Below are 23770 nucleotides of genomic sequence, written 5' to 3' on the forward strand. Positions count from 1 at the left end.
TTTTGAACACATCAAACTTTACATATTTGCTCGCCAATCCTCAGAAAATAACAGCTGAGGATTTAGCTACTTTGGATTTACTCATTAAGAAATACCCCTATTTTCAGAGTGCTCGGGCATTGCAGTTGAAAGGCTTGAAAAACAACGATAGTTTTTTATATAACGATGCGCTGAAGCTTACCGCTGCGCACACAACCGATCGTGATATTCTTTTTGAATATATCACTTCGGAAAAATTTATCCAGAATGAAATTTCGCAATCCATATTGCAGCACGACGCTACGGTTGATGAGATAAAAGTAGTTTCAGAAGATGTTTCGGAACAAATAAGTCTTGAAATTGATAGGCAACTGAAAGCCGAAATGCAAAAAGCTGAGAATATTCTGAACCCACAACTTTTCCAAAGAAAAGTAGAATCCGTAACCATTTTAGCTGAAAAAAAGGAAGAAAACCCAGAAGAAATACTTCAGCCAGACAAGCCATTGGAGTTTACTAAAAATGATACGCATTCCTTCTCCGAATGGTTAAAACTGACTAAGGCAAAACCCATTGAGCGTTTGGAAGATACTTCCGAAGGAAAAAATGACGAACCGAAAAAGGACGATAGAGAGCGAAAATTTGAATTGATTGATAAATTTATTCAGGAACGCCCAAAAATAATTCCTTCAGAAATAGAAAATAAAGCGCCCAAAGAAGAAAAAACCATTACAGCCAATCCACATTCACAACCGTCTGATTCACTAATGACGGAGACTTTGGCGAAAGTTTACCTGCAACAAAAAAACTATAAAAAAGCAATTCAAGCATATAAAATTTTAATTTTGAAAAATCCCGAAAAAAGTGGTTTCTTTGCAGACCAAATTCGGGCAATAGAAAAATTGATTAATTCAGAACAATCATGAGTACCTTTACAATATTTTTAATTTTAATAATGATAGTGGCCTTTTTATTGGTCATAGTTATAATGGTTCAAAACCCAAAAGGCGGCGGGCTTTCATCGTCATTCGGCGGTGGCGGAGGCGCACAGATTGGTGGCGTTCAAAAAACAAGTGACTTTCTTGATAAAAGTACTTGGACGCTTGCAACCATTATGTTGGCGTTGATTTTATTTTCAAATGTTTTTATAATGGGCGGTAACAGTTTGCAATCAAAAACTTTTGATCCAAACAGCGTACCAGCAGTACCAACAACGGATACTCCTGCACCAACAGCACCTGAAACTACAAACTAATATTTAGTTACAATATATTTAAAAATGCCAGCTTCTGACAAGCTGGCATTTTTGTTTTGTAATGTGTCAGTTTATGGGCAGTGGCACAATTTCTGCCAATTAGCAATCAAACATTTAAACTCAAGTTTAACAACTAAAAAATAAAATTGAAATGGCATTAAAAATTCAACCACTTGCAGACCGCGTTTTAGTTCAGCCGCAAGAAGCTGAGACTAAGACCGCATCTGGAATTTACATTCCTGATTCCGCAAAGGAAAAACCGCAACAAGGTAAAGTAGTAGCTGTGGGCAAAGGCAAAGAAGACCACAAAATGACCGTGAAGGTTGGCGATACCGTTCTTTACGGAAAATACTCTGGCAGCGAATTAAAGTTTGATGGCAAAGACTACCTGATTATGCGCGAGGATGATATTTTAGCCATCATCTAAATTCCAAATCACAAGTACCAAATTCCAAAATTTGGGATTTGGGATTTGGGATTTGGGATTTTTATTTTGGAATTTCTTCAAAAACAAAAAGTTTAAAATTTATAAGTATTAACTAAAGATTTCCGCCTTCGCGGAAATGAAAAAATTAAAGTTTATGGCAAAAGATATAAAATTTGATGTAGATGCCCGCGATGCAATTAAACGCGGCGTTGACGCATTGGCAAACGCAGTAAAAGTAACTTTGGGCCCAAAGGGCCGTAACGTAATTATCAGCAAATCTTTCGGCGCTCCACAAGTGACCAAGGATGGTGTTACAGTTGCAAAAGAAATTGAATTGCAAGACCCACTTGAAAATATGGGCGCGCAAATGGTGAAGGAAGTAGCTTCAAAAACCAACGATCTCGCTGGTGATGGAACAACAACCGCTACCGTTCTTGCACAGGCAATCGTAAAAGAAGGTCTTAAAAACGTAGCCGCTGGCGCAAATCCAATGGATTTGAAACGCGGTATTGACAAAGCTGTTGAAGCTATCGTTAAAAATTTGGAAAGCCAATCTACTAAAGTTGGCAATTCTTCAGAAATGATAAAGCAAGTGGCTTCCATTTCTGCAAACAATGATGATGTTATTGGCGATTTGATCGCCAAAGCATTCGGAAAAGTTGGAAAAGAAGGCGTTATCACTGTTGAAGAAGCAAAAGGAACTGAAACCTACGTTGATGTTGTTGAAGGTATGCAATTTGACCGTGGCTACCTTTCTCCTTATTTCGTAACCGATACCGAAAAAATGCAGACCGAATTGGAAAACCCAATGGTATTGCTTTACGACAAGAAAATTTCTTCAATGAAAGATTTGCTTCCTATACTTGAGCCAGTGGCACAACAAGGAAAATCTCTTTTGATTATCGCCGAAGATGTTGACGGAGAGGCTTTGGCTACTTTGGTAGTAAATAAACTTCGCGGTTCATTGAAAATTGCAGCTGTAAAAGCGCCAGGTTTTGGTGACAGAAGAAAGGCAATGTTGGAAGACATCGCAGTTTTAACTGGAGGAACTGTAATTGCTGAAGAACGCGGTTTCACTTTGGAAAATGCAACAATCGATATGTTGGGTTCTGCGGAAACAATCACAATTGATAAAGACAACACTACAATTGTAAATGGCGCAGGAAACAAAAGCGACATTAAAGGTCGTGTGAACCAAATAAAATCGCAGATAGAATCTACAACTAGCGATTACGACAAAGAAAAATTGCAAGAGCGTTTGGCCAAATTGGCTGGTGGTGTTGCCGTTCTTTACGTTGGTGCTGCTTCTGAAGTGGAAATGAAGGAGAAAAAAGACCGTGTTGATGATGCACTTCACGCAACCCGCGCGGCTGTTGAGGAAGGTATAGTTGCAGGTGGTGGCGTAGCTTTGGTTCGCGCCATTGAGGTTTTGAAAAAACTTACAACAGAAACTTTAGACGAAACAACAGGGGTTCAAATCGTGGCTCGCGCCATTGAATCTCCACTTCGTACAATCGTTGAAAACGCTGGTGGTGAAGGTTCCGTAGTAATCAATAAGGTCTTGGAAGGCAAGAAAAATTTCGGTTACGATGCTAAAACTGAAAAATATGTTGATATGCTAAAAGCAGGAATCATCGATCCTAAAAAAGTAACCCGTATCGCGCTTGAAAACGCTGCTTCGGTTGCTGGGATGATTTTGACTACCGAATGTGCTTTGGTTGATATAAAAGAAGAAAATGCCGGCGGCGGAATGCCAGGCGGCATGGGCGGTGGAATGCCCGGGATGATGTAATCCCTAAAGTGATTAATAGTTAAAACCTCACAAGTCTTCAAGATTTGTGAGGTTTTTTTATTTCTGAAATTGACTACATTTATAACCAAACAGTCAAAATTTGGAAATCCCTTTCGAACCCATTCTCTTCGGAATAAAAGTGAATATTCATCTCATTATGGAATATCTCGCTTTTATCGTGGGTTTCCGTTATTATGTTTTTCTTCGGAAAAGAAGTACGGATGAAATTTCCTCAAACAACAGACTTTCAATTATCATCGGCGCTACCTTAGGCGCGTTGATTGGCTCGCGTATTATTGGATTTTTGGAATATCCTTTTATAAACTTTTCTGAAAATACTTGGATTGAATTACTGAACGCAAAATCAATAATGGGCGGTCTCTTCGGCGGACTTTTGGGCGTTGAGATTGCAAAAAAGATAATTGGCGAAAAACGTTCGTCCGGTGATTTGTTCACTTTTCCCATCATTCTCGGGATCTTTATAGGGCGGATTGGTTGCTTTCTTTCGGGCACAAATGAATTCACTTACGGAATAGAAACTAAATCAATCTTAGGAATGGATTTGGGCGATGGAGTGCTTCGGCAACCACTTGCGTTGTACGAACTCGTTTTTTTGGTACTTTTAGCAATAGTGCTGAAACAAATTCAGAAGAAAAAAATATTGAAAAGCGGCGGATTATTCAAATGGTTTATGATATCCTATTTTGGTTTTCGCTTTTTAATAGAATTTTTAAAACCGAATGAGTTTTTCATTTTAGGATTGAGTAGCGTTCAAATACTTTGCGTTATTTGTTTGCTTTACTATTATAAAACAATCTTTTTTGTAAAAGAATCAAGACACAAGAACCAAGATATAAGACAGCCAACTGAAAATTTTTAACTTTTAACTTTTTCGATGCCCGTAAGAAAATACACATACTACGATTTCACCCTAAGCCTTTGCCCAGAATGCTTAAAGCGAATTGACGCAAAAATAGTTTTTGAGGAAAACAATGTTTTTATGCTGAAGCGTTGCCCAGAACACGGCAATAGCAAAGTCTTGATTGCCGATGATGCCGAATACTACAAAAACATCCGAAACTACAACAAGCCTTCGGAAATGCCCTATACCTTCAACACAAAAACGCATTACGGCTGCCCGTATGATTGCGGTTTGTGCCCAGACCACGAACAGCATTCGTGTTTGACGATTGTTGAAGTCACCGATCGATGCAACCTCACCTGCCCTACTTGTTACGCAGGTTCGTCGCCAACGTATGGGCGGCACCGAACTTTGGATGAAATAAAAAAAATGATGGACGCCGTGGTTCGGAATGAAAAAGAGCCCGATGTTGTTCAAATAAGTGGCGGCGAACCCACAATCCATCCACAGTTTTTTGAGATTTTGGATTATGCAAAAACGCTTCCCATAAAACATGTAATGCTGAATACCAACGGAATCCGGATTGCAAAAGAGAAAGATTTTGCCGAAAAACTGAAAACGTACGCTCCCGATTTCGAAATCTATTTGCAATTCGATTCTTTTGAGGATTCAGTTTTGCAAACCTTGCGTGGCGCCGATTTGAGTAAAATCCGTCAGCAAGCGCTTGCCAATTTGAATGAAGTGAATCTTTCAACAACGTTGGTTGTAACCCTTCAAAAAGGATTGAATGATGGCGAAATTGGTAAAGTTATCGACTTCGCCTTAAAACAAAAATGCGTTCGCGGCGTAACATTTCAGCCCACTCAAATTGCTGGGAGATTGGAAGATTTCAATACTGAAACCGATAGGATTACTTTAACGGAAGTACGCAGAAAAATTTTGGAGCAAACCGATGTTTTTAATGCAGAAGATTTACTTCCCGTTCCCTGCAATCCCGATGCTTTGGCTATGGGTTATGCCCTAAAATTGGGCGACGAAGTTTTTCCGTTGACGCGTTACATCAATCCGCAGGATTTGTTGGACAACAGTAAAAACACGATAGTTTACGAACAGGACGAAATGCTAAAAGGAAAAATGATTGAGCTTTTCAGTACGGGAAATTCGGTAGAATGCGCGCAGAAAAATTTGAAGTCAATTCTCTGTTGTCTTCCCAATATTGACGCGCCGGAATTAGGCTATGACAATCTTTTCAGAGTAATTATTATGCAATTTATTGACGCCTATAATTTTGACGTCCGCAGCATCAAAAAATCCTGTGTGCATATTGTGGACAAAGATTACAAAATCATCCCGTTTGAAACGATGAATTTATTTTATCGGGATGATAAAAAAGAATATTTGGAGAAACTTAAATCAGAAGCGTTATGATTTTTTTAGAAGTAGGTGACCTAACCGGTTTAGTTATCATCATTGTAGCAATTATGCTACTTCCCTCTATTATTTTGGGAATAATTGGCGCCGTTTTATTTGCAAATGACAAGAAAAAAGCAGGAAAAATACTTATGATTCTTGGGGTAGTTTATCTTTTGATAAGTCTTGGGATTTGTGGGAGTATGATGATTTAAAAATTAGTTTTAATGATACTGTTTATTGTTTTTGTTTTTATGCCATTTGCTATTTTTATCTATGGCCAAGTTCTTATAAGAGAAGAAAATAAGGTGAAAGACAAGAAAACAGGAAAAATATTGATTATAACATCAATTGTTTTTGCAATAATTGGTTTAGGATACTGCGGAATGTTACTATAGCAAATTCCTTAAAAGGCAACCTCTACTTCTATCAATTCGTCATTTCTGTTCACTGTAACAGTTGCAGTCTGCCCCTTTTCAAATTTCGAAAGACTTTTCATATAGCTCATCATATCGGTTACCTCGTAATCGCCCATTTTCACTACAATATCACCTTTTTGAAGCCCTGCTTTTTGTGCGGGACGGTCTTCGCTGATGCCGTCAATTCGCATTCCTTTTCCGCTGAAAAGATAATCGGGAACTACACCCAATGTCACTTTAAAATCTGGAACAACCTCGCTTTCATTTTTGGTTTTTTTGAAAGGAAGTTTCTTTTGGGAATCCAAATCTTTTATAATGCTGAAAATATAATTTGAAACAATTTCCATTCCCGCAAAATTAACTTTTTCGGTGTCGTCGCTTGGTTTGTGGTAATCTTCGTGCTGTCCGGTGAAGAAATGCAGCACAGGAATATCCGCCAAATAAAACGAAGTATGGTCGCTCGGTCCAACCCCACTTTCATTTTCGGCAATGTTTAAATCGCCAGCATTCGCATTTACGGTCTGTTTCAAAATAGGTGAAGTTCCCACGCCATAAACCGCCAAAGTGTTTTCAGAATTCAATCTTCCAACCATATCCATATTCAGCATATAGGTTACTTTTTTGGTATTAATAGTTGGATTTTTCACGAAATAATTGGAACCCAGCAAACCTTCTTCTTCCCCGGAAAAAGCAATAAAAAGATAGTTATTGTTTTTTGGAGAACCTTTCTTTTGAAGCGAATCCGCCAAATGCAACATCATTGCTACGCCGCTCGCATTATCGTCCGCGCCGTTGTGGATTGCCTCACCTTCGCGATACAGTGATCCTTCGCCACCCATTCCCAAATGGTCGTAATGTGCTCCAATAACAACAGTGTTTTCGGCTTTGTTGTCTATATATCCAATTACGTTTTCGCCAGTTTCAGTGCTGTCGTTTTTTTCTGAAGTAAATTCTGCTTCTTGATGTGGGTTCTTACTGCCCTTAAAAGTAAATTTCTGAAAATAGCCATCCGTTCCTTTCGATTGCAATCCTAAATCTTCAAATCTTTTCGCAATATATTCCGCAGCTTTCTTTTCGTCTGTGGAACCTGTTTTTCTTCCGTTCAAACTATCGTTTGCCAAAACGGAAACATCCTCTTTCATAGTTACCGATTTCATCTTTGTTTCCTTACAGGAAAAAACAAGCATTGCCAGAAATATCAATAAAATTGCACGCATATCATTACTTTTGTGCAAAAGTACATTAAAATGAAATTATTATATACGCTAATCATTGTTTCAGTTTTAGTAAGCTGTAAAAATGATGTGAAAAAGAGTGAAAAAAATTCAATCGAAACAATTGATAAAAACGAATCGTATGTTCTTGATGAACAAACAAAGGATACTTTAATTTATCCCGAAGAAAAACATTTCAAAAACATCCGCCAAGTAACTTTTGGTGGTGATAATGCGGAAGCGTATTGGAGTTTTGACGACAGCAAACTCATCTTTCAAAGTAACAATAAAAACTGGGGCGTAAACTGTGACCAAATGTTTTTAATGAATGCTGACGAAACGTTCAAAGACAAGCAACCACCGATGGTGAGCACTGGAAAAGGCCGAACTACCTGCAGCTATTTTCTGCCAGACGGAAAACACATCGTTTACGGAAGCACACATTTAAAAGACAAAAACTGTCCCGAAGTTCCGTTGAAAAAAGAAGGAAAATACGTTTGGCCCGTTTATGATAGTTTCGACATTTTTGTAGCGGATTTAGATGGAAATATTACCGCACAACTTACAAACGAACCAGGTTATGATGCCGAAGCGACCGTTTCACCCAAAGGCGATAAAATAGTTTTCACTTCCATGCGAAGTGGCGATTTGGAATTGTACACGATGGATTTGGACGGTAAAAATGTGAAGCAAATTACCAATGAATTAGGCTATGACGGCGGTGCATTCTTTTCGCCCGACGGTTCAAAATTAATTTTCCGCGCTTCCCGACCAAAAATCGAGACGGAAATAAAAGAATACAAAGATTTACTAGCCCAAGGTTTGGTGCAACCCACCGAAATGGAGCTTTTTATATGCAATGCTGATGGCAGCGAGCTTCGTCAATTGACGCATTTGGGAAATGCGAATTGGGCACCGTTCTTTCATCCTTCGGGGAAAAAGATTTTGTTTTCTAGCAATTTTGAGGCGGAAAGAGGATTTCCGTTCAATCTGTATTTAATTGATATTGATGGAAAAAACTTGGAACGTGTTACCCACGGCGAAACCTTTGACGCTTTTCCGGTATTTTCTAACGATGGAAAAAGATTGGCTTTTTCTTCCAACAGAAATAACGGCGGCGGACACGACACCAATCTTTTTATAGCCGAATGGCAGGACTAAATTGATTAACGGTTTTAGTCCCGATAGCTATCGGCAGCCGATTTTAGATTTTTGATTTAATGCTTTAATAGTTGCTTTTGAATTTCATTAAACAATATAAAATTCCGCTACTATTTGCAATAGCTTCTATTGCGCTTTATATCAATTTTGGTTATGGTTTGGAGCGAAGTGATTTTATAAAACTCATTTTATTTTGCACTTATCTTTTTTATCTTTCCTATTATTTTATTGAAAAAGTCAAGCTGAATTTTTGGTTATTGGCGAGTTTGGGAATTGTTTCAAGACTTGCCTTTATTGCTGCAATCCCAAATCTTTCGCAGGATTTTTATCGGTTTTTATGGGATGGGCGGTTGCTTTTGCAGGGCATGAGTCCATACTTGTTCACTCCCAGCTCCTCGACTGCGCTCGGAGTGACAATTGAGCAATCCCAACAATTAATTGAGGGAATGGGTTCGCTTAATGCAAGCCATTTCAGCAATTATCCTCCTATTAATCAATTGTTTTTTGCAATCGCTGCGCTATTTACTGGCAAAAGTATTTTGGGTTCTGTGGTTGTTCTTCGGGTGCTGATTATTTTGGCAGATGTTGGTATTCTTTACTTTGGGAAGAAACTTTTGGAGAAACTGAACCTTCCAATTAAAAACATCTTTTGGTATTTTCTAAATCCTTTTATAATTATCGAACTTACAGGAAACCTTCATTTTGAAGGGGTGATGCTTTTCTTTTTTGTGTGGGCGTTATATCTTCTTTTAAAAGGAAAATGGCTTTGGGCAGGGGTTTTGATTGGAATTTCAGTTTCAGTCAAGTTGATTCCTTTGTTGTTTTTGCCGTTATTTTTGAAGTTTTTTATTTCGAAAAATACCTCAGCTCCATTTAAAACCCAAAGTTCAAGTTGGGCAACTTTGGTGAAATTTTACAGTATCATTGGGCTTACGGTTTTGATTACTTTCCTTCCCTTTCTTTCTTCAGAATTTATTGAGCATTTCTCAGCAACCATTGCGCTCTGGTTTCAAAATTTTGAGTTTAATGCCAGTATTTATTACGTAATTCGGTGGATTGGATTTCAAATTGTGGGCTGGAATTTGATAGAAACCGTCGGAAAGATTCTTCCTGTTTTGGTTTTACTTTTTGTTTTGGGAATTGCTTTTTTCAGAAAAAATAAAACTCCTCAGCAATTGATTACCGCGATGCTTTTTGCAGTTTCTTTTTACTTCTTACTTTCAACAACCGTGCATCCGTGGTACATTGCCACCCCACTTTTGCTTTCGGTTTTCACAAAATATAAATTCCCGATTGTATGGAGTTTTGTTGTGATGTTGAGTTATTCCGCCTACGGAAAAGATGGGTTTAACGAAAATCTTTGGTTGGTGGCTTTGGAATATGTTGTAGTAATTGGGGTTGCAGTTTGGGAGATGTACCCCTTCCGTCATCAAAATCGTTTTCAACGATATTGATGCTACCTTCCCCTAAAAAAAGTGGAAGGAACTTTTCTGAAATTATTACTTCTTCACCCGTTCCAACCTATAAAAATCCTTTCTTCTATCCTTTAAGTTTCTAACTGCTCCAAAAGTATGCAGCTCTCTCAACAAGTCGATATCCACATCTGCAACCAAAATCATTTCGGTGTTTGGGGTTGCTTCGGCTTTAATTCCGTTATTGGGAAAAGAGAAGTCACAAGGAGTGAAAACGGCACTTTGGGCGTATTGTATATCCATATTGTGAACTTTTGGAAGGTTTCCAACGCTTCCCGCAATGGCCACGTAACATTCGTTTTCTACGGCTCTTGCTTGCGCGCATAATCTTACACGGGAATAACCGTTTTGGGTATCTGTGAGAAATGGAACAAACAGGATGTCCATTCCTTCGTCGGAAAGTAATCGCGATAATTCCGGAAACTCGGAATCGTAACAGATTAGCACTCCAATTTTTCCGCAGTCGGTATCAAAAGTTTGAAGTGAATTTCCGTTTACCATTCCCCAAACTTTGGCTTCATCGGGAGTTACATGAATTTTTTCATACCGTTCCACGCTTCCATCACGGCGGCAGAGATAACCTACATTATAAAGTTTTCCGCGCACCATTTCCGGCATACTGCCTGTAATGATATTGATATTATAGGAAATGGAAAGTTGCGCCATTTTTTCAATAATCTCCTTGGTGTGTTTGGCCAATTCGCGAATGGCATCTGGCTCACTCATATGGTTGTATTCGGCCATAAGCGGAGCGTTGAAAAATTCAGGAAACATAGCAAAATCGCAACGATAGCCGGCAACGCTATCTACAAAATATTCCACTTGCTGCATTAAATCCTCCATGCCTTTATAACTCCGCATTTGCCATTGAATGAGCCCCAAGCGAACAACACTTTTAATGGTACTTGGTTTCGGTTTTTTCTCAGGTTTGGTGAAATAAATATTGTCCCATTCCATTAAAACCGCAAATTCACCACTGGCCTTATCACCTTCCAAATACCCTTTTAACACGCGAACTGGGTGAAAATCGTTTGATATTTGAAAATTTAAAACAGGATCATCAATTTGTTTGCGCTTTACCTTTTCGATGTATTGTTTCGGGGAAATTTTATCGGCGTGCAAATGATAGTTGGGCATTCTTCCCCCGAAGATGATGCTTTTCAAATTTAAATTTTCGCAGAGTTCTTTTCGGTAATCATATAATCTTCTTCCCAAACGTAACCCGCGAAAATCTGGGCGAATGAAGACATCTATTCCGTAGAGCACATCGCCCTCGGGATCGTGAATGCTGAAAGTAGGATCGTCCGTGATATCTTTATAAGTATGCTGATCTTCAATTTCATCAAAATCTACAATAATTGACAGCGCACAACCAGCGATTTCCCCATCGGCCATAATAACAACCTGGCCATCCGGGAAAATATCGATTAGATTACCGATTTCGTTTATCTTCCAATAACTGTTTGGAAGTCCGCCATAAGATTGAATGGTAGCTTCTTTCAACGCCTCATAGTCTTTTAGCGTTAGAAATTTTAATTCTATATTTTCAATTTTTTGCGGTTCCATTCTGTTATTTTATTAAATAATCTAAAATCCCTTCCCCCAACTTTTGTGTTGAGGGAAACGATTTCTGCTTTTTTTATTCGTATTTGTATGAAAAATGTATAACTATTTTTACATACCCAAAAGGTACGCAAAAATTAGAGGCGCAACGATAGTCGCATCACTTTCTATAATGAATTTTGGGGTATCAATATCCAGTTTTCCCCAAGTAATTTTTTCGTTTGGAACAGCTCCGGAATAGCTACCGAAACTTGTAGTTGAATCACTAATTTGGCAGAAATAACTCCAAAATGGAGTGTCTGTGCGCTCCATATCCTGATAAAGCATAGGCACTACGCAGATTGGGAAATCACCCGCAATACCTCCACCTATTTGGAAGAAACCGATTCCTTTTTCTGAATTGTCTGTGTACCAATCAGCAAGAAAAGTCATGTATTCTATTCCGCTTTTCATAGTGGAAGCTTTTAATTCGCCTTTTAAAACATAGCTGGCGAAGATGTTGCCCATAGTGCTATCTTCCCACCCTGGGCAGACTATTGGCAGATTTTTTTCGGCAGCGGCATACATCCAGGAGTCTTTTAAATCTATTTCGTAATGTTCTTCCATTACCCCGCTTAAAAGCAGTTTGTACATATATTCGTGCGGAAGGTAGCGTTCGCCTTTGGCTTCGGCTTCCTGCCACAATTTTACAATGTGTTTTTGGATTCTTCTAAAAGCTTCTTCTTCGGGAATACACGTATCGGTTACGCGATTCATTCCTTTTTCAAGCAAATCCCACTCGTCCTGCGGCGTTAGATCGCGGTAATTTGGCACGCGTTTGTAATGGCTGTGCGCCACAAGATTCATAATATCTTCCTCGAGGTTTGCACCCGTGCAGGAAATAATATGTACTTTATCTTGACGGATCATTTCGGCAAAAATCTTTCCCAATTCCGCAGTACTCATAGCACCGGCAAGGGAAACGAGCATTTTTGAACCTTGGTTCAGTTGCGCTTCGTATCCTTTTGCGGCATCCACCAGAGCGGCGGCGTTAAAGTGTAAATAATATTTTTCAATAAATTGGGAAATAGACCCTTTACTAGTACTCATCTTCTTCGGTATTAAATTTTGAAACGCCTTTTTTGGCTTCGTTAAAATTGCTTTCGTATTCGTCGCCTTCCTCAGTTCCCGCAAATTTATAGGTTAACATTTTGTAATAAAGTTTTGCAGCTACAAAGTCTGAAGCTCTTTCTTGTTCATTTGGACAAAGTTCTACAATATCAAAACCTACCACGTTTTTTTCTTCAAAAACCTGTTTTAGGAAATCAAGGGTTTCGTACCAAAAAAGCCCACCTGGCTCTGGAGTTCCCGTTGATGGTAGGATTGAAGGGTCGAAGGCATCTAAATCAAAAGTGATAAAAACGTTTTCTCCCAATGCTTCAATTACTTTGTCCATCCAATATTCATCCTTTGCCATATCATGGGCGAAGAATACTTTCTCCTCGTCCATCACGCGGGTTTCGGCAATGTCCATACTTCTAATACCAACTTGTACAAGGTTGGTAGTTTGGCTGGCCTCATAAACAGCGCAGGCATGGTTGCAAGTGCTTCCGTGGAAATCTTTTCGCAAATCGGCGTGGGCATCAATATGAAGCACTGTTAAATCATCAAAACACTCATTGAAAGCGCGAATTGTACCAATTGAAATACTGTGCTCGCCGCCAAAGATTGTTACAAATTTATTTCGCTTTATATAATCTTTTGTGGTTTTGTGCACTTCTGAAACAACTGCTTCCGGAGAGGAATTTTCAGTTATGGCATCTGCAAGGTAAACACCTTGTTTATAAACCTCTGTTTGGGTTTCAATGTCATAAAGTTCCATGTTTTCCGAAGCGTCCAAAAATGCCTCTGGGCCTTTATCCGCACCTTTTTGCCAAGTGCTGGTTCCATCATAGGGAACTGGAATTAATACAATTTTTGATGTTTCAAGGGCCGCATATTTTTGCGGGATTCCGGCGTACGTCTTAGTGCTCATAACCTAAAATGTTTAGCAATTGCTCGCTTGTTTGTTGTTCTGAAAAAAGTTTGGTTGTTATGTTATTGTTTTTGTCTCTGTCTATCAAAATATGTTTAGGCGAAGGCACCAAACAGTGTTGTAGCCCCCCGAAACCACCGATACTTTCTTGATATGCTCCTGTGTTAAAGAAGCCAATATACAAAGGTTTTTCTTTACGGAACTTTGGTAGATAAATAGCCGCCATGTTTTGTTCGCTATTGTAATAATCATCGCTATCACAAGTCAATCCTCCTAAAAGCACTCTTTCATATTCATCGTTCCAACGATTTATGGCGAGCATAATAAAGCGTTTGCTGATTGCCCAAGTATCCGGAAGTGTGGTTATAAATGAAGAATTTATCATATTCCACTTTTCACGGTCGTTTTGTTGTTTTTGGTACAGAATTTCATAAATAGCACCACCGCTCTCGCCTACTGTAAAGCTTCCGAACTCTGTAAAAATATGCGGTACGGGCACTTCCGCCTCTGCACAGGTAATGTTTATTTGGTTTAAAATTTCGTCTATCATATATTGATAGTCATATTCAAAATGCAATGAATTTTTTATGGGAAAACCACCACCAATATTCAAACTGTCAAGGGAAGGGCAGATTTTTTTCAATCGAACATACACCTTTAAACACTTTACCAATTCGTTCCAATAGTAGGCAGTGTCACGAATACCGGTGTTTATGAAGAAATGCAGCATTTTTAGATCTACACGCTCGTTGTTCTTTATTTGTTCCTCATAAAAAGGGATGATGTTTTTATAACCAATACCTAATCTTGAAGTATAAAATTCAAATTTCGGCTCTTCTTCCGAAGCAATACGGATACCTACGTTGAAATGATTTTTAATACTGTCTGAAAGCAATTCAATTTCCTCATAATTATCAATAATCGGAATGCAATTTTCATGACCGTTATTGATTAAACGGGCTATGTTTTCAATATAACGCTCACGCTTAAAACCATTGCAAATTACATAAGTTTTATCTGTTACTTTACCTGTTTTCTTTAGGCTTTCAACAATATCAATATCAAAAGCGGAAGAGGTTTCAATATGAATATCATTCTTTAAAGCTTCATTTAAAACGTGCTTAAAATGGGAACTTTTTGTACAATAACAATAGTTGTAGCTTCCTTTATAATCGTTTTTTTCAATTCCTTTTTTAAACCATTTCTTGGCGAGCTTAATATTTTCTGAAATTTTGGGAAGATAGGTAAACTTAAGCGGGGCGCCATATTGCTCTACTAGCCCCATCAAGTCTATGCCGTGAAATTCCAGCCCATTTTCGCCCAAACGGAATTCTTCCTGTGGAAAATAATACGTTTGGTCAATTAAATCTATGTATTTGGTGTTCATCCTTTTGTTTTCGTTGTATGGTGTAAATTAAAAATTCTTGTTGCGTATTTCCAAAAAAAAGAGAAGTATAACAAAAAATTAACTTGAAGATTAAATACGAATAGGCAAAGTATTTATAATGAAACGTTTGCCCGTAACCCACTGCGACGCAGCTGTTGGAAGTAAAAATGTGTTGTTCATTTAGAATCTATGTTTCCGAAATTTTTCAAAAACCAACCATTTTAAATTATAATATTTTTTAAATATTTACAGTACAAAAGTGCCAAAAAAATTTCAATAATTTATAAAACCTGAAAAATTTTCACTTCCAGCTATATCATACTGAACATATTGAGTTCCTTTTCGGTAAGGGTTCGCCAACGGCCACGGGGCAAATCCTTTTTGGTAAGCGGTCCGAGAGTAACGCAATCTACACGAACCACATCATAGCCAAGGTTTTCAAAAATGGTTCTGATGATACTGTTTCCAGTGTGTTTTATCTTTAAACCAATTTCACTTTTTGGCGAATTATCAACATAGCTTATTTCCTCAACCGTAATTTCTTTGCCTTCTACAGTGAAACCTTCCTTAATTTTTTTAAGATGCTCAGCCTTTAGGTTTTTGTCAAGCTCAATATGAAACAATCTTGGAATTCCCTTTTTAGAGAATTTTTGAACAAATTCGTCATCATTTGTGAAAAGCAAAAGCCCTGTTGCATTTCTGCCCAAACGCCCGAACGGTTTTATTTTTGCCGTGGTAGCGTTTGCAACCAAATCCATCACTGTCATTCCTTTTGCGTTGCTGTCTGTGGTTGAAAAACCTTTGGGTTTGTTCAACAAAACGTATGTATTTGGTTCAGGATTCAATCTTCGTCCGTCAAAACGCACATCGTCTTTCAACTGAACTTTATAGCCCATTTCATTAATGATCTTTCCGTTTACCGTAACCAAACCTGTGGCAATATAAGTATCTGCTTCACGACGGGAGCATACACCACTGTTTGCAATGTATTTGTTCAGCCTAATTCCATCTTCAGGATTGCTTTTCTTTACTACTTGTGCAGGTTTTTCACGACGGCCAATTTCTTTTCCTGTTTTGTCAAACTTCAACTTTGGTTTCGTTGGATCTTGCTGACGACTCGTTTTTTTACTTGAAGAATCAGACTTCAAAGGAGCATTTCCACGAGCCATACTTTTCTTTCGTGCATTTTTCCCCGGCTTGTTGGAACCTCTTCCTTTATCGTAATTGTCTTGTGTGCTCATTTAGTATTTTTTGCAAAGGTAAGCAAATTTAGTAGGCAGTCGCAGTTTTCAATTTTCAGTTAAAGGACTGCAAATAGTAATTGGCAACCGAGGTTTTTTTAGGAAATTATTTGTTTCAAAATCTTTAAATAATCCGCTCGATTTTTTAAAAAATCCATTTCAGAAATATCGATGATTTTTATATTTTCAGAATGTTGGTTTTTGATGAATTCCAAATAGCTTGCATTCAATTTTTGTAGATATTCGGCTTGAATGCTCTGCTCATATTTGCGTCCCCGCTTTTTGATGTTCTCCAAAAGCCTATCGGTATTTTGATATAAATAAATATAGATATCAGGTTTCGGAAGTTCCTTGTGCATCACCTGAAAGAGTTTTTTGTAGAGTGAAAATTCTTCTTCTGGCAAAGTGATGCTGGCAAAAATCAAGGATTTATTTACGTCATAATCTGCAATTACAGATTCCTTAAAAAGATCAAACTGTGTAATATCATCAACTAATTGCTGATAGCGGTCTGCAAGAAAAGACATTTCCAAAGGAAAAGCATAGCGTGCTGGATCTTCGTAAAATTTTGGAAGAAAAGGGTTGTCCTTAAAGCGTTCCAAAATTAATTTTGAATTGAAATCATTTGCAATTTTAGTCGTCAAACTCGTTTTTCCAGCCCCAATATTTCCTTCAATGGTAATGTAATTGAATCGTGAAATATTATAATCCTTCATCGGGTTGCTCAACCATTTGGATTGTTTTTGCAGTGCGCTATTATCTTCAGTTTCAGCCAAAAGTTTGATTATATTTTTATGTGAAATAGGATGGATTAAATGTGAATTTAGCTCCGCCAGCGGCTGCAAAACAAACTTTCGCTTTTCCATTTCGGGATGCGGAACGATTAATTTTTCAGTATCAAAAATTTCATCGTCCACAAACAGAATGTCAATATCAATCGGCCGGGAAGTATAGGTTTTTGAGGCGTTGCGTTTTCGTCCCATTGTTTTTTCAATTTCCAAAATGGTTTTCAAAACTTTGGAAGACTTCATATCTGTTTGAAGCCAAACAGCGCAATTCAAAAAAGGATCGCCTTCAAAACCAAATGCAGGAGTTTCGTAAACGGAAGAGATTTTAACGATGCTTCCCACCTCTTCAAAAATTGAATTTACGGCGTTTTGAAGATGCTCAAAACGGTTGCCCATATTGCTCCCTAACGAAAGATATATATTTGATTGTGGTTTAATGAAATTCCCTTTTTTAATTTACAACTATTGAAACCACATACCCTTCGTTTCCTCGAATGTTGAACACGGTGTCGTCGTCAAAAATAAGATATTGTCCCTTTATTCCTTTTAAAATTCCTTCATAAAAAGGTGTTTTTTCAAGGTTGAGCGATTTTGGTTTTTGGGGATATTTTAAAACCGGGAATTGCAGATTGGTTTCAGCATTGTTTTCTAAATAATATTCAATTGCTTCTGCCGGAATAAACTGTTTCAACTTATTTCGCCATTCCACCAAATCTTCATCTTTAATTTCGTTTTTCAGCATTGTTCGCCAATTGGTTTTATCGCTCACATGATCTTTTAAAGCTACTTCGGTAATTCCCGCCAAATAACGGTTGGGAACCTCAACAATTTCTATGGCTTCGTGGGCACCTTGGTCAATCCATCGGGTGGGAATCTGACTTTTTCGCGTAACGCCAACTTTCACGCTGCTGCTATTGGCAAGGTAAACCACGTGCGGTTGTATCTGTACTTTTTCCTCATAGGCAAGATCGCGATCCTCGATTCCCAAATGTGCTTTGCTCAGTTCCGGATTCATTATCCAATCTGCGGCCTGGGGTATTTCGTAAAAGCAATCATAACAAAATCCTTGGCGGTAAATTTTCTTTTGAAGTCCGCAATTTAAACATTGGTAATGCAGAAAATTAATGGCAACTTTTTTGTCCAACAATTGGTTCATGTTCAAAAAATCGTTTTCAAAAACAAGGTAATACTGAATGGGCGAACCGTTTTCAGTCTGCATTTTGGTGAGTACTCCTTCGTAATTCATTTACTTAAAATTATTTATGCCGAAAACTTTTCCGAAGAACTGCTGTGGAAACATCGCTTCAAAAAAGGAGAAATCGTAATTATAAAATCGTTATTTTTATAGCATAAAGATAGCGGAAAAATATGCCAATCCCCATTGTAAATTCCATTGCTTCTTGGTTTCTGAAGAAAAGGTTTCACCAAATAGACCTTTTTTTAAAGTACCCTATTGAGGTTCAGGAAGAACTGCTTTTCAATTTATTGCAAAAAGCGAAAAATACTGAGATTGGGCGGGAATATGATTTTTCTTCAATTAGAACCTATCGCGATTTTGCGGAACGAATTCCTATTACAACTTACGAAGAAAACGAAGCGCGAATTGAACGTGCCCGACAAGGTGAAGCCAATATTTTTTGGCCCACGCCCATAAAATGGTTTGCAAAATCCAGCGGCACCACAAACGCCAAAAGTAAATTTATACCTGTAACAAACGACTCGTTGGAAGACTGCCATTACGCAGCAAGCAAGGATTTGTTGTGTATGTATCTCAATAACAATCCAAACGCACAATTATTTCTTGGGAAAAGTTTGCGGCTTGGCGGAAGCAAACAATTGTATGAAGAAAACGGGACTGTCTTTGGGGACCTTTCTGCAATTTTAATTGACAATATGCCTTTTTGGGCGGAATTTAGCAGTACGCCCAGCAACGAAGTTTCACTGATGGGCGATTGGGAAACCAAGATGCAAGCCATTGTGAACGAGACTATCAAAGAAAATGTAACAAGTCTTGCAGGCGTACCTTCGTGGATGCTGGTTTTAATGAATAACGTAATGGAAACTACCGGAAAAGGCAACCTCTTTGAAGTTTGGCCTAACTTGGAGGTATATTTTCACGGCGGTGTAAATTTTGACCCATACATTGACCAATACAATAAATTATTGCCTAAAAGTGATTTTAGATATTATGAAATTTACAATGCTTCGGAAGGATTTTTCGCCATTCAGGATCGCAATGAAAACAAGGAATTATTGTTAATGCTGGATTACGGAATTTTTTATGAATTCATCCCGATGGATAGCTACGGTACTCCTGCAGAAAGTATAATTCCGCTAAGCGAGGTTGAGGAAGGAAAAAACTATGCGGTGGTAATTACCACGAATGCTGGGCTTTGGCGTTATAAAATAGGCGATACTGTTCGTTTTACTTCAATAAATCCATACAGAATAAAAGTTACCGGACGCACAAAACACCATATAAACGTTTTTGGTGAAGAATTGATTATCGAAAATGCCGAAACTGCACTACGCAAGGTTTCACAACTTACCAATGCCGAAATTGTAGATTATACCGCCGCTCCAATTTTTATGAATGGAAAGGAAAAAGGGGCGCACGAATGGATTATAGAATTTAAATCACCTCCCAAAGATTTAAATTCATTTACCAAACTTTTGGATTCAGCTTTGCAGGAAGTGAATAGCGATTACGAAGCAAAACGTTTCAACAATACCACTTTAAATGCTCCAAAAATCCATCACGCCCGAGAGCGACTTTTTTATGATTGGCTAAAAGAAAATGATAAACTTGGCGGACAACATAAAGTGCCACGACTTTCCAATACCCGAGATTATTTGGAGGAACTTTTGCGTTTAAATAGCACTTTTTAGCTTTCTTTTTAAAAATAAGGACTCTTGCAACGTGTTGTAAATCGGGCATTTCAAGCACTTTATCGACAGCTTTTTTCAAAAGTTGTATTTCAACGAGTTTACTGGTAAGTTCAACTAAAACTTTTGTGGGCGCTTTTCTTCCGAAGTACTTTTGACCTATAAAATCATTAGTATTTCAAAATGAAACAGGTTTTTTTTATAGTATGTTTTTTAGCTTTCACGGTTTTATTTTCTTCTTGCGCAACTACGCAAACAGTAAATAAAAAAGAAACTGAGGTAGCGGGTTATAATTTGAAAAGCAAAAAAGAGCAAATGCAGAATAAAATTCTTTACAGCAAGAACAAAACTTTGCTCGCAACACCATAAATTTGAATTTATCAATATAAAAAAACCCCGATTTTATCGGGGTTTTTGCTTTTTATAAATGTTTTAGTTTTTATGAAACTGCTTTCAACTTTTTAAGGGTTGATTTGTTCAATTTTTCTTCAGCGTATTCCTTTGTAACATGAACGGTTTTTTCATCAGTGCCTGGCATTTCATACATTGCATCAGTCAAGACAGCTTCACAAAGCGAACGTAAACCACGGGCGCCAAGCTTGTAGTCAATCGCTTGTCCTACGATGAAATCTAAGGCTTCTTCAGTAATTACAAAGTCGATCCCGTCCATTTCAAACAATTTTTTGTATTGCTTAATGATGGCATTTTTCGGCTCGGTAAGAATTGCGCGAAGCGTTTCCTTGTCCAAAGGATTCATATAAGTTAAAACCGGAAGACGCCCAATTATTTCAGGAATCAATCCAAAATCCTTTAAATCCTTCGGAATAATATACCGAAGCATATTGTCCTTCTCCATTTGGTTTTCCTTTACCGAAGCTGTAAAACCAACGGCTTGCATATTCAAACGTTTTGAAATATGACGTTCAATTCCATCAAAAGCGCCACCGGCGATGAAAAGAATATTTTCGGTATTTACCTCAATGAATTTTTGGTCGGGATGTTTTCTGCCTCCTTTTGGCGGAACGTTTACCGTAGTTCCTTCCAAAAGTTTCAATAAAGCTTGCTGAACACCTTCGCCACTTACATCGCGAGTGATTGAAGGATTGTCGCTTTTTCGGGCTATTTTATCAATCTCGTCAATGAAAACGATTCCATTTTCTGCTTTTTCAAGGTTGTAATCTGCGGCTTGAAGCAAACGCGTTAAAATACTTTCAACATCTTCCCCCACGTAACCTGCTTCGGTTAAAACAGTAGCGTCCACAATTGCCAAGGGAACGTTCAACATTCTCGCAATGGTTTTTGCGATCAGAGTTTTTCCGGTTCCGGTTTGTCCTACGATAATAATGTTGCTTTTCTGTATTTCAATATCGTCATCGCTTTTGGGTTGAAGCAAACGTTTGTAATGGTTGTAAACGGCTACGGACATCACTTTTTTCGTGAATTCTTGCCCAATTACATATTCGTCCAAAAATGCTTTTATAAGCTTCGGTTTCTTCAGCATTAAATCTTTGGACAATTCCGTATTGCCGGAATGCAAAGCCTCCTCTACCACAATTCCATGAGCCTGCTCAATGCAACGGTCGCAAATGTGGGCGTCCAAACCGGCAATAAGCAAGTTGGTTTCCGACTTTTTACGGCCGCAAAAGGAACATTCTAAATCTTCTTTCGACATATTATCTTTTTTCAAAATCTTCTTTTAGCTTCGTGTCAATATTTCATCAATCATTCCGTATTCCAAAGCTCTGTCTGCTTTCATCCAATAATCACGATCGCTATCCTCGTAAACCTTTTCGTAGGTTTGACCGGAATGTTTCGCAATAATTTTATAAAGCTCTTCTTTTAATGTAATTATTTCACGTGCCGTGATTTCAATATCACTAGCTTGCCCTTGCGCGCCACCCAATGGTTGGTGAATCATCACTCGCGAGTGCGTCAAACCACTGCGTTTTCCTTTTTCACCGGCACATAAAAGTACGGCTGCCATTGAGGCCGCCATTCCGGTGCAAATAGTTGCTACGTCTGGTTTTATGAATTGCATGGTATCATAAATTCCCAAACCTGCATAAACGCTTCCCCCGGGAGAATTGATATAAATTTGAATATCGCGAGAGGCATCGGTACTTGCCAAAAACAGCAATTGCGCCTGCACAATGTTTGCAACTTGATCATTGATTCCGGTACCGAGAAAAATAATTCGGTCCATCATTAAACGCGAAAAAACGTCCATCGCCACGGCGTTCATTTGGCGTTCTTCAATAATATTTGGTGTCAAGTTTGTTGGATACATACTGCTTATGATCTGGTCATAATACATATTGTTGATCCCTTGATCTTTTATAGCAAAATTTCTAAATTCTTTACTGTAGTTCATAAATGTGTGTTCGTTTGTTTTAAGATACGAAAGTTAATTAAGATAGCCTCAAAATATTCCTGCCTTCGCAGGAATTAAAAAGGCGTTAAATTAAAAAAATTCAACGCCTAAATATAACTATTTCTTCGCTGAATTATGCGTAGGCTTCCTTAATGAATTTGTCGTAAGTAACCTCTTTGGTCTTCAATTTTGCATTTTCCTTAAAGAAGTTTAGCAATTTTGCTGTGTTCAATTGCTCGCTCAAGCGCTCAATTTCTTCTTTGTTTGAAAGGATTCTGGCAGCAATGGATTCCAATTCCTCTTCAGAAGGGTTGGTTTGTCCAAACTGTGCCATTTGTGCTTTTATCATGTTTTTTGAGTAGTCTTTCAACTCGTCAAAAGTAACTTGCAATTTGTTTTCAGCGCGAAGTTTTCCTTCAATCAATTGGTAGCGGAGTCCTTTTTCGCTTCTTTCGTATTCTGCTTTTGCATCTTCTTCGGAAAGTCTTTTTTCGCCACTCATTGCAATCCAACGTTGTAAAAATTCCTTCGGAAGATCAAACTTTGTGTTTTCCAATAAAGAATCGACAACGTCATTCAAAAGCTTTTGGTCGCTTTGTTGTGCAAACTGTCCTTCGGCATCTTCCTTAATTTTAGCTTTCAATTCTTCTTCTGAAGTAACAACGGTTTCGCCAAATAATTTATCGAACAATTCTTGGTTTAATTCGGCCATTTCACGCTTATTCACTTCTTCAATTTTGAAGGAAACCTCAATATCCAAACCGTGTGCGTCATCGTGGGCAACACCCAAATATTTCTGGTTATCGTGATCATCGGCGAACATTCCCTTTGTTTTTAAAGTAACCGTATCGCCCACTTTTGCACCAATCAGGTTTTCTAATTGCTTTTTTCCAGCAATTTCATCTGTGGAAAGAGTTGTTTTCTTTTCGATCTCTTTTTCAGTTGAAGTAAAAGTTCCGGTTATCTCATCGCCTTTTTCAACTTCCTTTTTGGAAATCAATTTTCCGTATTGCTTGCGGATAGTTTTTACTTGGTTGTTCAACATTTCATCGTCCGCAACAATTTTATATTGCAGCACTTCCTTTCCTTTTACGTCAACGCTGAATTCTGGCGCAAGGCCTAATTCAAATTCAAATGAATAATCATCAGCATCCCAGTTTATATCTGCTTCGTTCTTTGGAAGCGGATTTCCGAGGATGTCAAGTTTTTCTTCGGTAAGGAATTTATGAAGTGCGTCCTGCAAAAGTTTATTTACTTCTTCAACCAAAACGGCCTTTCCGTATTGTTTTTTCACCATTCCCATTGGCACTTGGCCTTTACGGAAACCAGGAATATTAGCATTTTTACGATAATCAGCCAATACTTTTTCAACCTTGCTTGAATAATCGTCTTTTGAAATTTCCACTGTAAGTACAGCGTTTAATTTATCAATGTCTTTTTTTGTAATGTTCATTTTTTCTCTTCTGAATTTCGGGATGCAAAAGTACGGTTTTTTGCAAAACCCAACAAACATTTACAAATTGATGTTCAGC

At 38.1% G+C, this 23770-nt stretch carries 22 protein-coding genes; 11 read left to right on the plus strand and 11 right to left on the minus strand.

All coding sequences use genetic code 11. The features are described 5' to 3' along the window. Positions 1 to 2 precede the first annotated feature (2 nt). The 8 genes from A7A78_RS06020 to A7A78_RS15090 all read left to right on the plus strand — a co-directional run bounded on the left by A7A78_RS06020 (position 3) and on the right by A7A78_RS15090 (position 6120). Entirely contained in the window at positions 3 to 902 is a 900-nt protein-coding gene (locus tag A7A78_RS06020) for a hypothetical protein (protein ID WP_068761584.1), read from the plus strand. Next, positions 899 to 1231: a preprotein translocase subunit SecG gene (gene secG / locus A7A78_RS06025; protein WP_068761544.1), complete on the plus strand. Its 333-nt coding sequence runs from the start codon at positions 899 to 901 to the stop codon at positions 1229 to 1231. The genes A7A78_RS06020 and secG overlap by 4 nt, the downstream gene beginning before the upstream one ends. 151 nt (positions 1232 to 1382) lie before the next feature. After that, a complete protein-coding gene (locus A7A78_RS06030; RefSeq protein ID WP_062623053.1) occupies positions 1383 to 1658 on the plus strand; it encodes a co-chaperone GroES in 276 nt (91 codons plus the stop codon). 154 nt (positions 1659 to 1812) lie between these two features. Continuing rightward, entirely contained in the window at positions 1813 to 3450 is a 1638-nt protein-coding gene (gene groL / locus A7A78_RS06035; protein ID WP_068761585.1) for a chaperonin GroEL, read from the plus strand. 100 nt (positions 3451 to 3550) lie between these two features. Beyond that, a complete protein-coding gene (locus A7A78_RS06040) occupies positions 3551 to 4330 on the plus strand; it encodes a prolipoprotein diacylglyceryl transferase (protein WP_068761545.1) in 780 nt (259 codons plus the stop codon). A gap of 15 nt (positions 4331 to 4345) precedes the next feature. After that, a complete protein-coding gene (locus tag A7A78_RS06045; RefSeq protein WP_068761546.1) occupies positions 4346 to 5740 on the plus strand; it encodes a radical SAM protein in 1395 nt (464 codons plus the stop codon). Next, positions 5737 to 5937 carry a hypothetical protein gene (locus A7A78_RS06050; RefSeq protein WP_068761547.1) on the plus strand — a complete coding sequence of 67 codons (201 nt, stop codon included), beginning with the start codon at positions 5737 to 5739 and terminating at the stop codon, positions 5935 to 5937. The genes A7A78_RS06045 and A7A78_RS06050 overlap by 4 nt, the downstream gene beginning before the upstream one ends. 12 nt (positions 5938 to 5949) lie before the next feature. Beyond that, the gene (locus tag A7A78_RS15090) at positions 5950 to 6120 is read left to right on the plus strand and encodes a hypothetical protein (protein WP_165593551.1); all 171 of its coding nucleotides are present in this window, start codon (positions 5950 to 5952) and stop codon (positions 6118 to 6120) included. Between the two features lie 8 nt (positions 6121 to 6128). Here A7A78_RS15090 and A7A78_RS06055 read toward each other — a convergent pair whose 3' ends face one another. Next, a complete protein-coding gene (locus tag A7A78_RS06055) occupies positions 6129 to 7358 on the minus strand; it encodes a M20/M25/M40 family metallo-hydrolase (RefSeq protein ID WP_068761548.1) in 1230 nt (409 codons plus the stop codon). Between the two features lie 30 nt (positions 7359 to 7388). On the opposite strand from A7A78_RS06055, the gene A7A78_RS06060 reads away from it, so the two are divergent. After that, positions 7389 to 8516 (plus strand): TolB family protein, encoded by a 1128-nt coding sequence (locus A7A78_RS06060; RefSeq protein ID WP_068761549.1) that lies wholly within the window; start codon positions 7389 to 7391, stop codon positions 8514 to 8516. A gap of 77 nt (positions 8517 to 8593) precedes the next feature. Beyond that, the gene (locus tag A7A78_RS06065) at positions 8594 to 9970 is read left to right on the plus strand and encodes an MptA/MptB family glycosyltransferase (protein ID WP_068761586.1); all 1377 of its coding nucleotides are present in this window, start codon (positions 8594 to 8596) and stop codon (positions 9968 to 9970) included. A 45-nt stretch (positions 9971 to 10015) separates the two neighbouring features. On the opposite strand, the gene A7A78_RS06070 is transcribed toward A7A78_RS06065, so the two are convergent. The 7 genes from A7A78_RS06070 to A7A78_RS06100 all read right to left on the minus strand — a co-directional run bounded on the left by A7A78_RS06070 (position 10016) and on the right by A7A78_RS06100 (position 18227). Continuing rightward, the gene (locus tag A7A78_RS06070) at positions 10016 to 11554 is read right to left on the minus strand and encodes a bifunctional GNAT family N-acetyltransferase/carbon-nitrogen hydrolase family protein (RefSeq protein ID WP_068761550.1); all 1539 of its coding nucleotides are present in this window, start codon (positions 11552 to 11554) and stop codon (positions 10016 to 10018) included. A 108-nt stretch (positions 11555 to 11662) separates the two neighbouring features. Then, positions 11663 to 12640 carry a deoxyhypusine synthase family protein gene (locus A7A78_RS06075; protein ID WP_068761551.1) on the minus strand — a complete coding sequence of 326 codons (978 nt, stop codon included), beginning with the start codon at positions 12638 to 12640 and terminating at the stop codon, positions 11663 to 11665. Then, complete coding sequence (gene speB / locus A7A78_RS06080; RefSeq protein ID WP_068761552.1) at positions 12630 to 13565, minus strand: agmatinase; 936 nt, start codon at positions 13563 to 13565, stop codon at positions 12630 to 12632. The genes A7A78_RS06075 and speB overlap by 11 nt, the downstream gene beginning before the upstream one ends. Beyond that, a complete protein-coding gene (locus A7A78_RS06085) occupies positions 13555 to 14952 on the minus strand; it encodes a type III PLP-dependent enzyme domain-containing protein (RefSeq protein ID WP_068761553.1) in 1398 nt (465 codons plus the stop codon). The genes speB and A7A78_RS06085 overlap by 11 nt, the downstream gene beginning before the upstream one ends. A gap of 311 nt (positions 14953 to 15263) precedes the next feature. Then, a complete protein-coding gene (locus tag A7A78_RS06090; protein ID WP_068761554.1) occupies positions 15264 to 16193 on the minus strand; it encodes a pseudouridine synthase in 930 nt (309 codons plus the stop codon). A 98-nt stretch (positions 16194 to 16291) separates the two neighbouring features. Then, on the minus strand, positions 16292 to 17419 hold the full coding sequence (gene folK, locus A7A78_RS06095; protein ID WP_094746053.1) for a 2-amino-4-hydroxy-6-hydroxymethyldihydropteridine diphosphokinase: 1128 nt from the start codon (positions 17417 to 17419) through the stop codon (positions 16292 to 16294). 13 nt (positions 17420 to 17432) lie between these two features. Continuing rightward, positions 17433 to 18227: a DUF2797 domain-containing protein gene (locus tag A7A78_RS06100; RefSeq protein WP_068761556.1), complete on the minus strand. Its 795-nt coding sequence runs from the start codon at positions 18225 to 18227 to the stop codon at positions 17433 to 17435. A 122-nt stretch (positions 18228 to 18349) separates the two neighbouring features. On the opposite strand from A7A78_RS06100, the gene A7A78_RS06105 reads away from it, so the two are divergent. Further along, complete coding sequence (locus tag A7A78_RS06105) at positions 18350 to 19870, plus strand: GH3 auxin-responsive promoter family protein (RefSeq protein ID WP_068761557.1); 1521 nt, start codon at positions 18350 to 18352, stop codon at positions 19868 to 19870. A gap of 436 nt (positions 19871 to 20306) precedes the next feature. On the opposite strand, the gene clpX is transcribed toward A7A78_RS06105, so the two are convergent. From clpX to tig, 3 genes are all read right to left on the minus strand, one after another. Beyond that, positions 20307 to 21539 (minus strand): ATP-dependent Clp protease ATP-binding subunit ClpX, encoded by a 1233-nt coding sequence (clpX, locus tag A7A78_RS06115; RefSeq protein WP_068761559.1) that lies wholly within the window; start codon positions 21537 to 21539, stop codon positions 20307 to 20309. 24 nt (positions 21540 to 21563) lie between these two features. Next, complete coding sequence (gene clpP, locus A7A78_RS06120) at positions 21564 to 22238, minus strand: ATP-dependent Clp endopeptidase proteolytic subunit ClpP (protein ID WP_068761560.1); 675 nt, start codon at positions 22236 to 22238, stop codon at positions 21564 to 21566. A gap of 133 nt (positions 22239 to 22371) precedes the next feature. Next, entirely contained in the window at positions 22372 to 23691 is a 1320-nt protein-coding gene (gene tig / locus A7A78_RS06125; protein ID WP_068761561.1) for a trigger factor, read from the minus strand. Positions 23692 to 23770 lie beyond the last annotated feature (79 nt).

Origin of the sequence: Aequorivita soesokkakensis (assembly GCF_001641085.1) — a bacterium.
Lineage (GTDB): Bacteria > Bacteroidota > Bacteroidia > Flavobacteriales > Flavobacteriaceae > Aequorivita > Aequorivita soesokkakensis.

Bases quoted from the DNA above. Each gene is read 5' to 3' on its own strand.
- A7A78_RS06055 (WP_068761548.1), bottom strand. From the start codon at position 7,358: ATGCGTGCAATTTTATTGATATTTCTGGCAATGCTTGTTTTTTCCTGT.
- A7A78_RS06075 (WP_068761551.1), bottom strand. From the start codon at position 12,640: ATGAGTACTAGTAAAGGGTCTATTTCCCAATTTATTGAAAAATATTAT.
- clpP (WP_068761560.1), bottom strand. From the start codon at position 22,238: ATGAACTACAGTAAAGAATTTAGAAATTTTGCTATAAAAGATCAAGGG.
- tig (WP_068761561.1), bottom strand. From the start codon at position 23,691: ATGAACATTACAAAAAAAGACATTGATAAATTAAACGCTGTACTTACA.
- A7A78_RS06085 (WP_068761553.1), bottom strand. From the start codon at position 14,952: ATGAACACCAAATACATAGATTTAATTGACCAAACGTATTATTTTCCA.
- secG (WP_068761544.1), top strand. From the start codon at position 899: ATGAGTACCTTTACAATATTTTTAATTTTAATAATGATAGTGGCCTTT.
- A7A78_RS06100 (WP_068761556.1), bottom strand. From the start codon at position 18,227: ATGAATTACGAAGGAGTACTCACCAAAATGCAGACTGAAAACGGTTCG.
- A7A78_RS06050 (WP_068761547.1), top strand. From the start codon at position 5,737: ATGATTTTTTTAGAAGTAGGTGACCTAACCGGTTTAGTTATCATCATT.
- speB (WP_068761552.1), bottom strand. From the start codon at position 13,565: ATGAGCACTAAGACGTACGCCGGAATCCCGCAAAAATATGCGGCCCTT.
- A7A78_RS06045 (WP_068761546.1), top strand. From the start codon at position 4,346: ATGCCCGTAAGAAAATACACATACTACGATTTCACCCTAAGCCTTTGC.
- A7A78_RS15090 (WP_165593551.1), top strand. From the start codon at position 5,950: ATGATACTGTTTATTGTTTTTGTTTTTATGCCATTTGCTATTTTTATC.
- A7A78_RS06090 (WP_068761554.1), bottom strand. From the start codon at position 16,193: ATGAGCACACAAGACAATTACGATAAAGGAAGAGGTTCCAACAAGCCG.
- A7A78_RS06070 (WP_068761550.1), bottom strand. From the start codon at position 11,554: ATGGAACCGCAAAAAATTGAAAATATAGAATTAAAATTTCTAACGCTA.
- clpX (WP_068761559.1), bottom strand. From the start codon at position 21,539: ATGTCGAAAGAAGATTTAGAATGTTCCTTTTGCGGCCGTAAAAAGTCG.
- A7A78_RS06060 (WP_068761549.1), top strand. From the start codon at position 7,389: ATGAAATTATTATATACGCTAATCATTGTTTCAGTTTTAGTAAGCTGT.
- groL (WP_068761585.1), top strand. From the start codon at position 1,813: ATGGCAAAAGATATAAAATTTGATGTAGATGCCCGCGATGCAATTAAA.
- A7A78_RS06105 (WP_068761557.1), top strand. From the start codon at position 18,350: ATGCCAATCCCCATTGTAAATTCCATTGCTTCTTGGTTTCTGAAGAAA.
- A7A78_RS06030 (WP_062623053.1), top strand. From the start codon at position 1,383: ATGGCATTAAAAATTCAACCACTTGCAGACCGCGTTTTAGTTCAGCCG.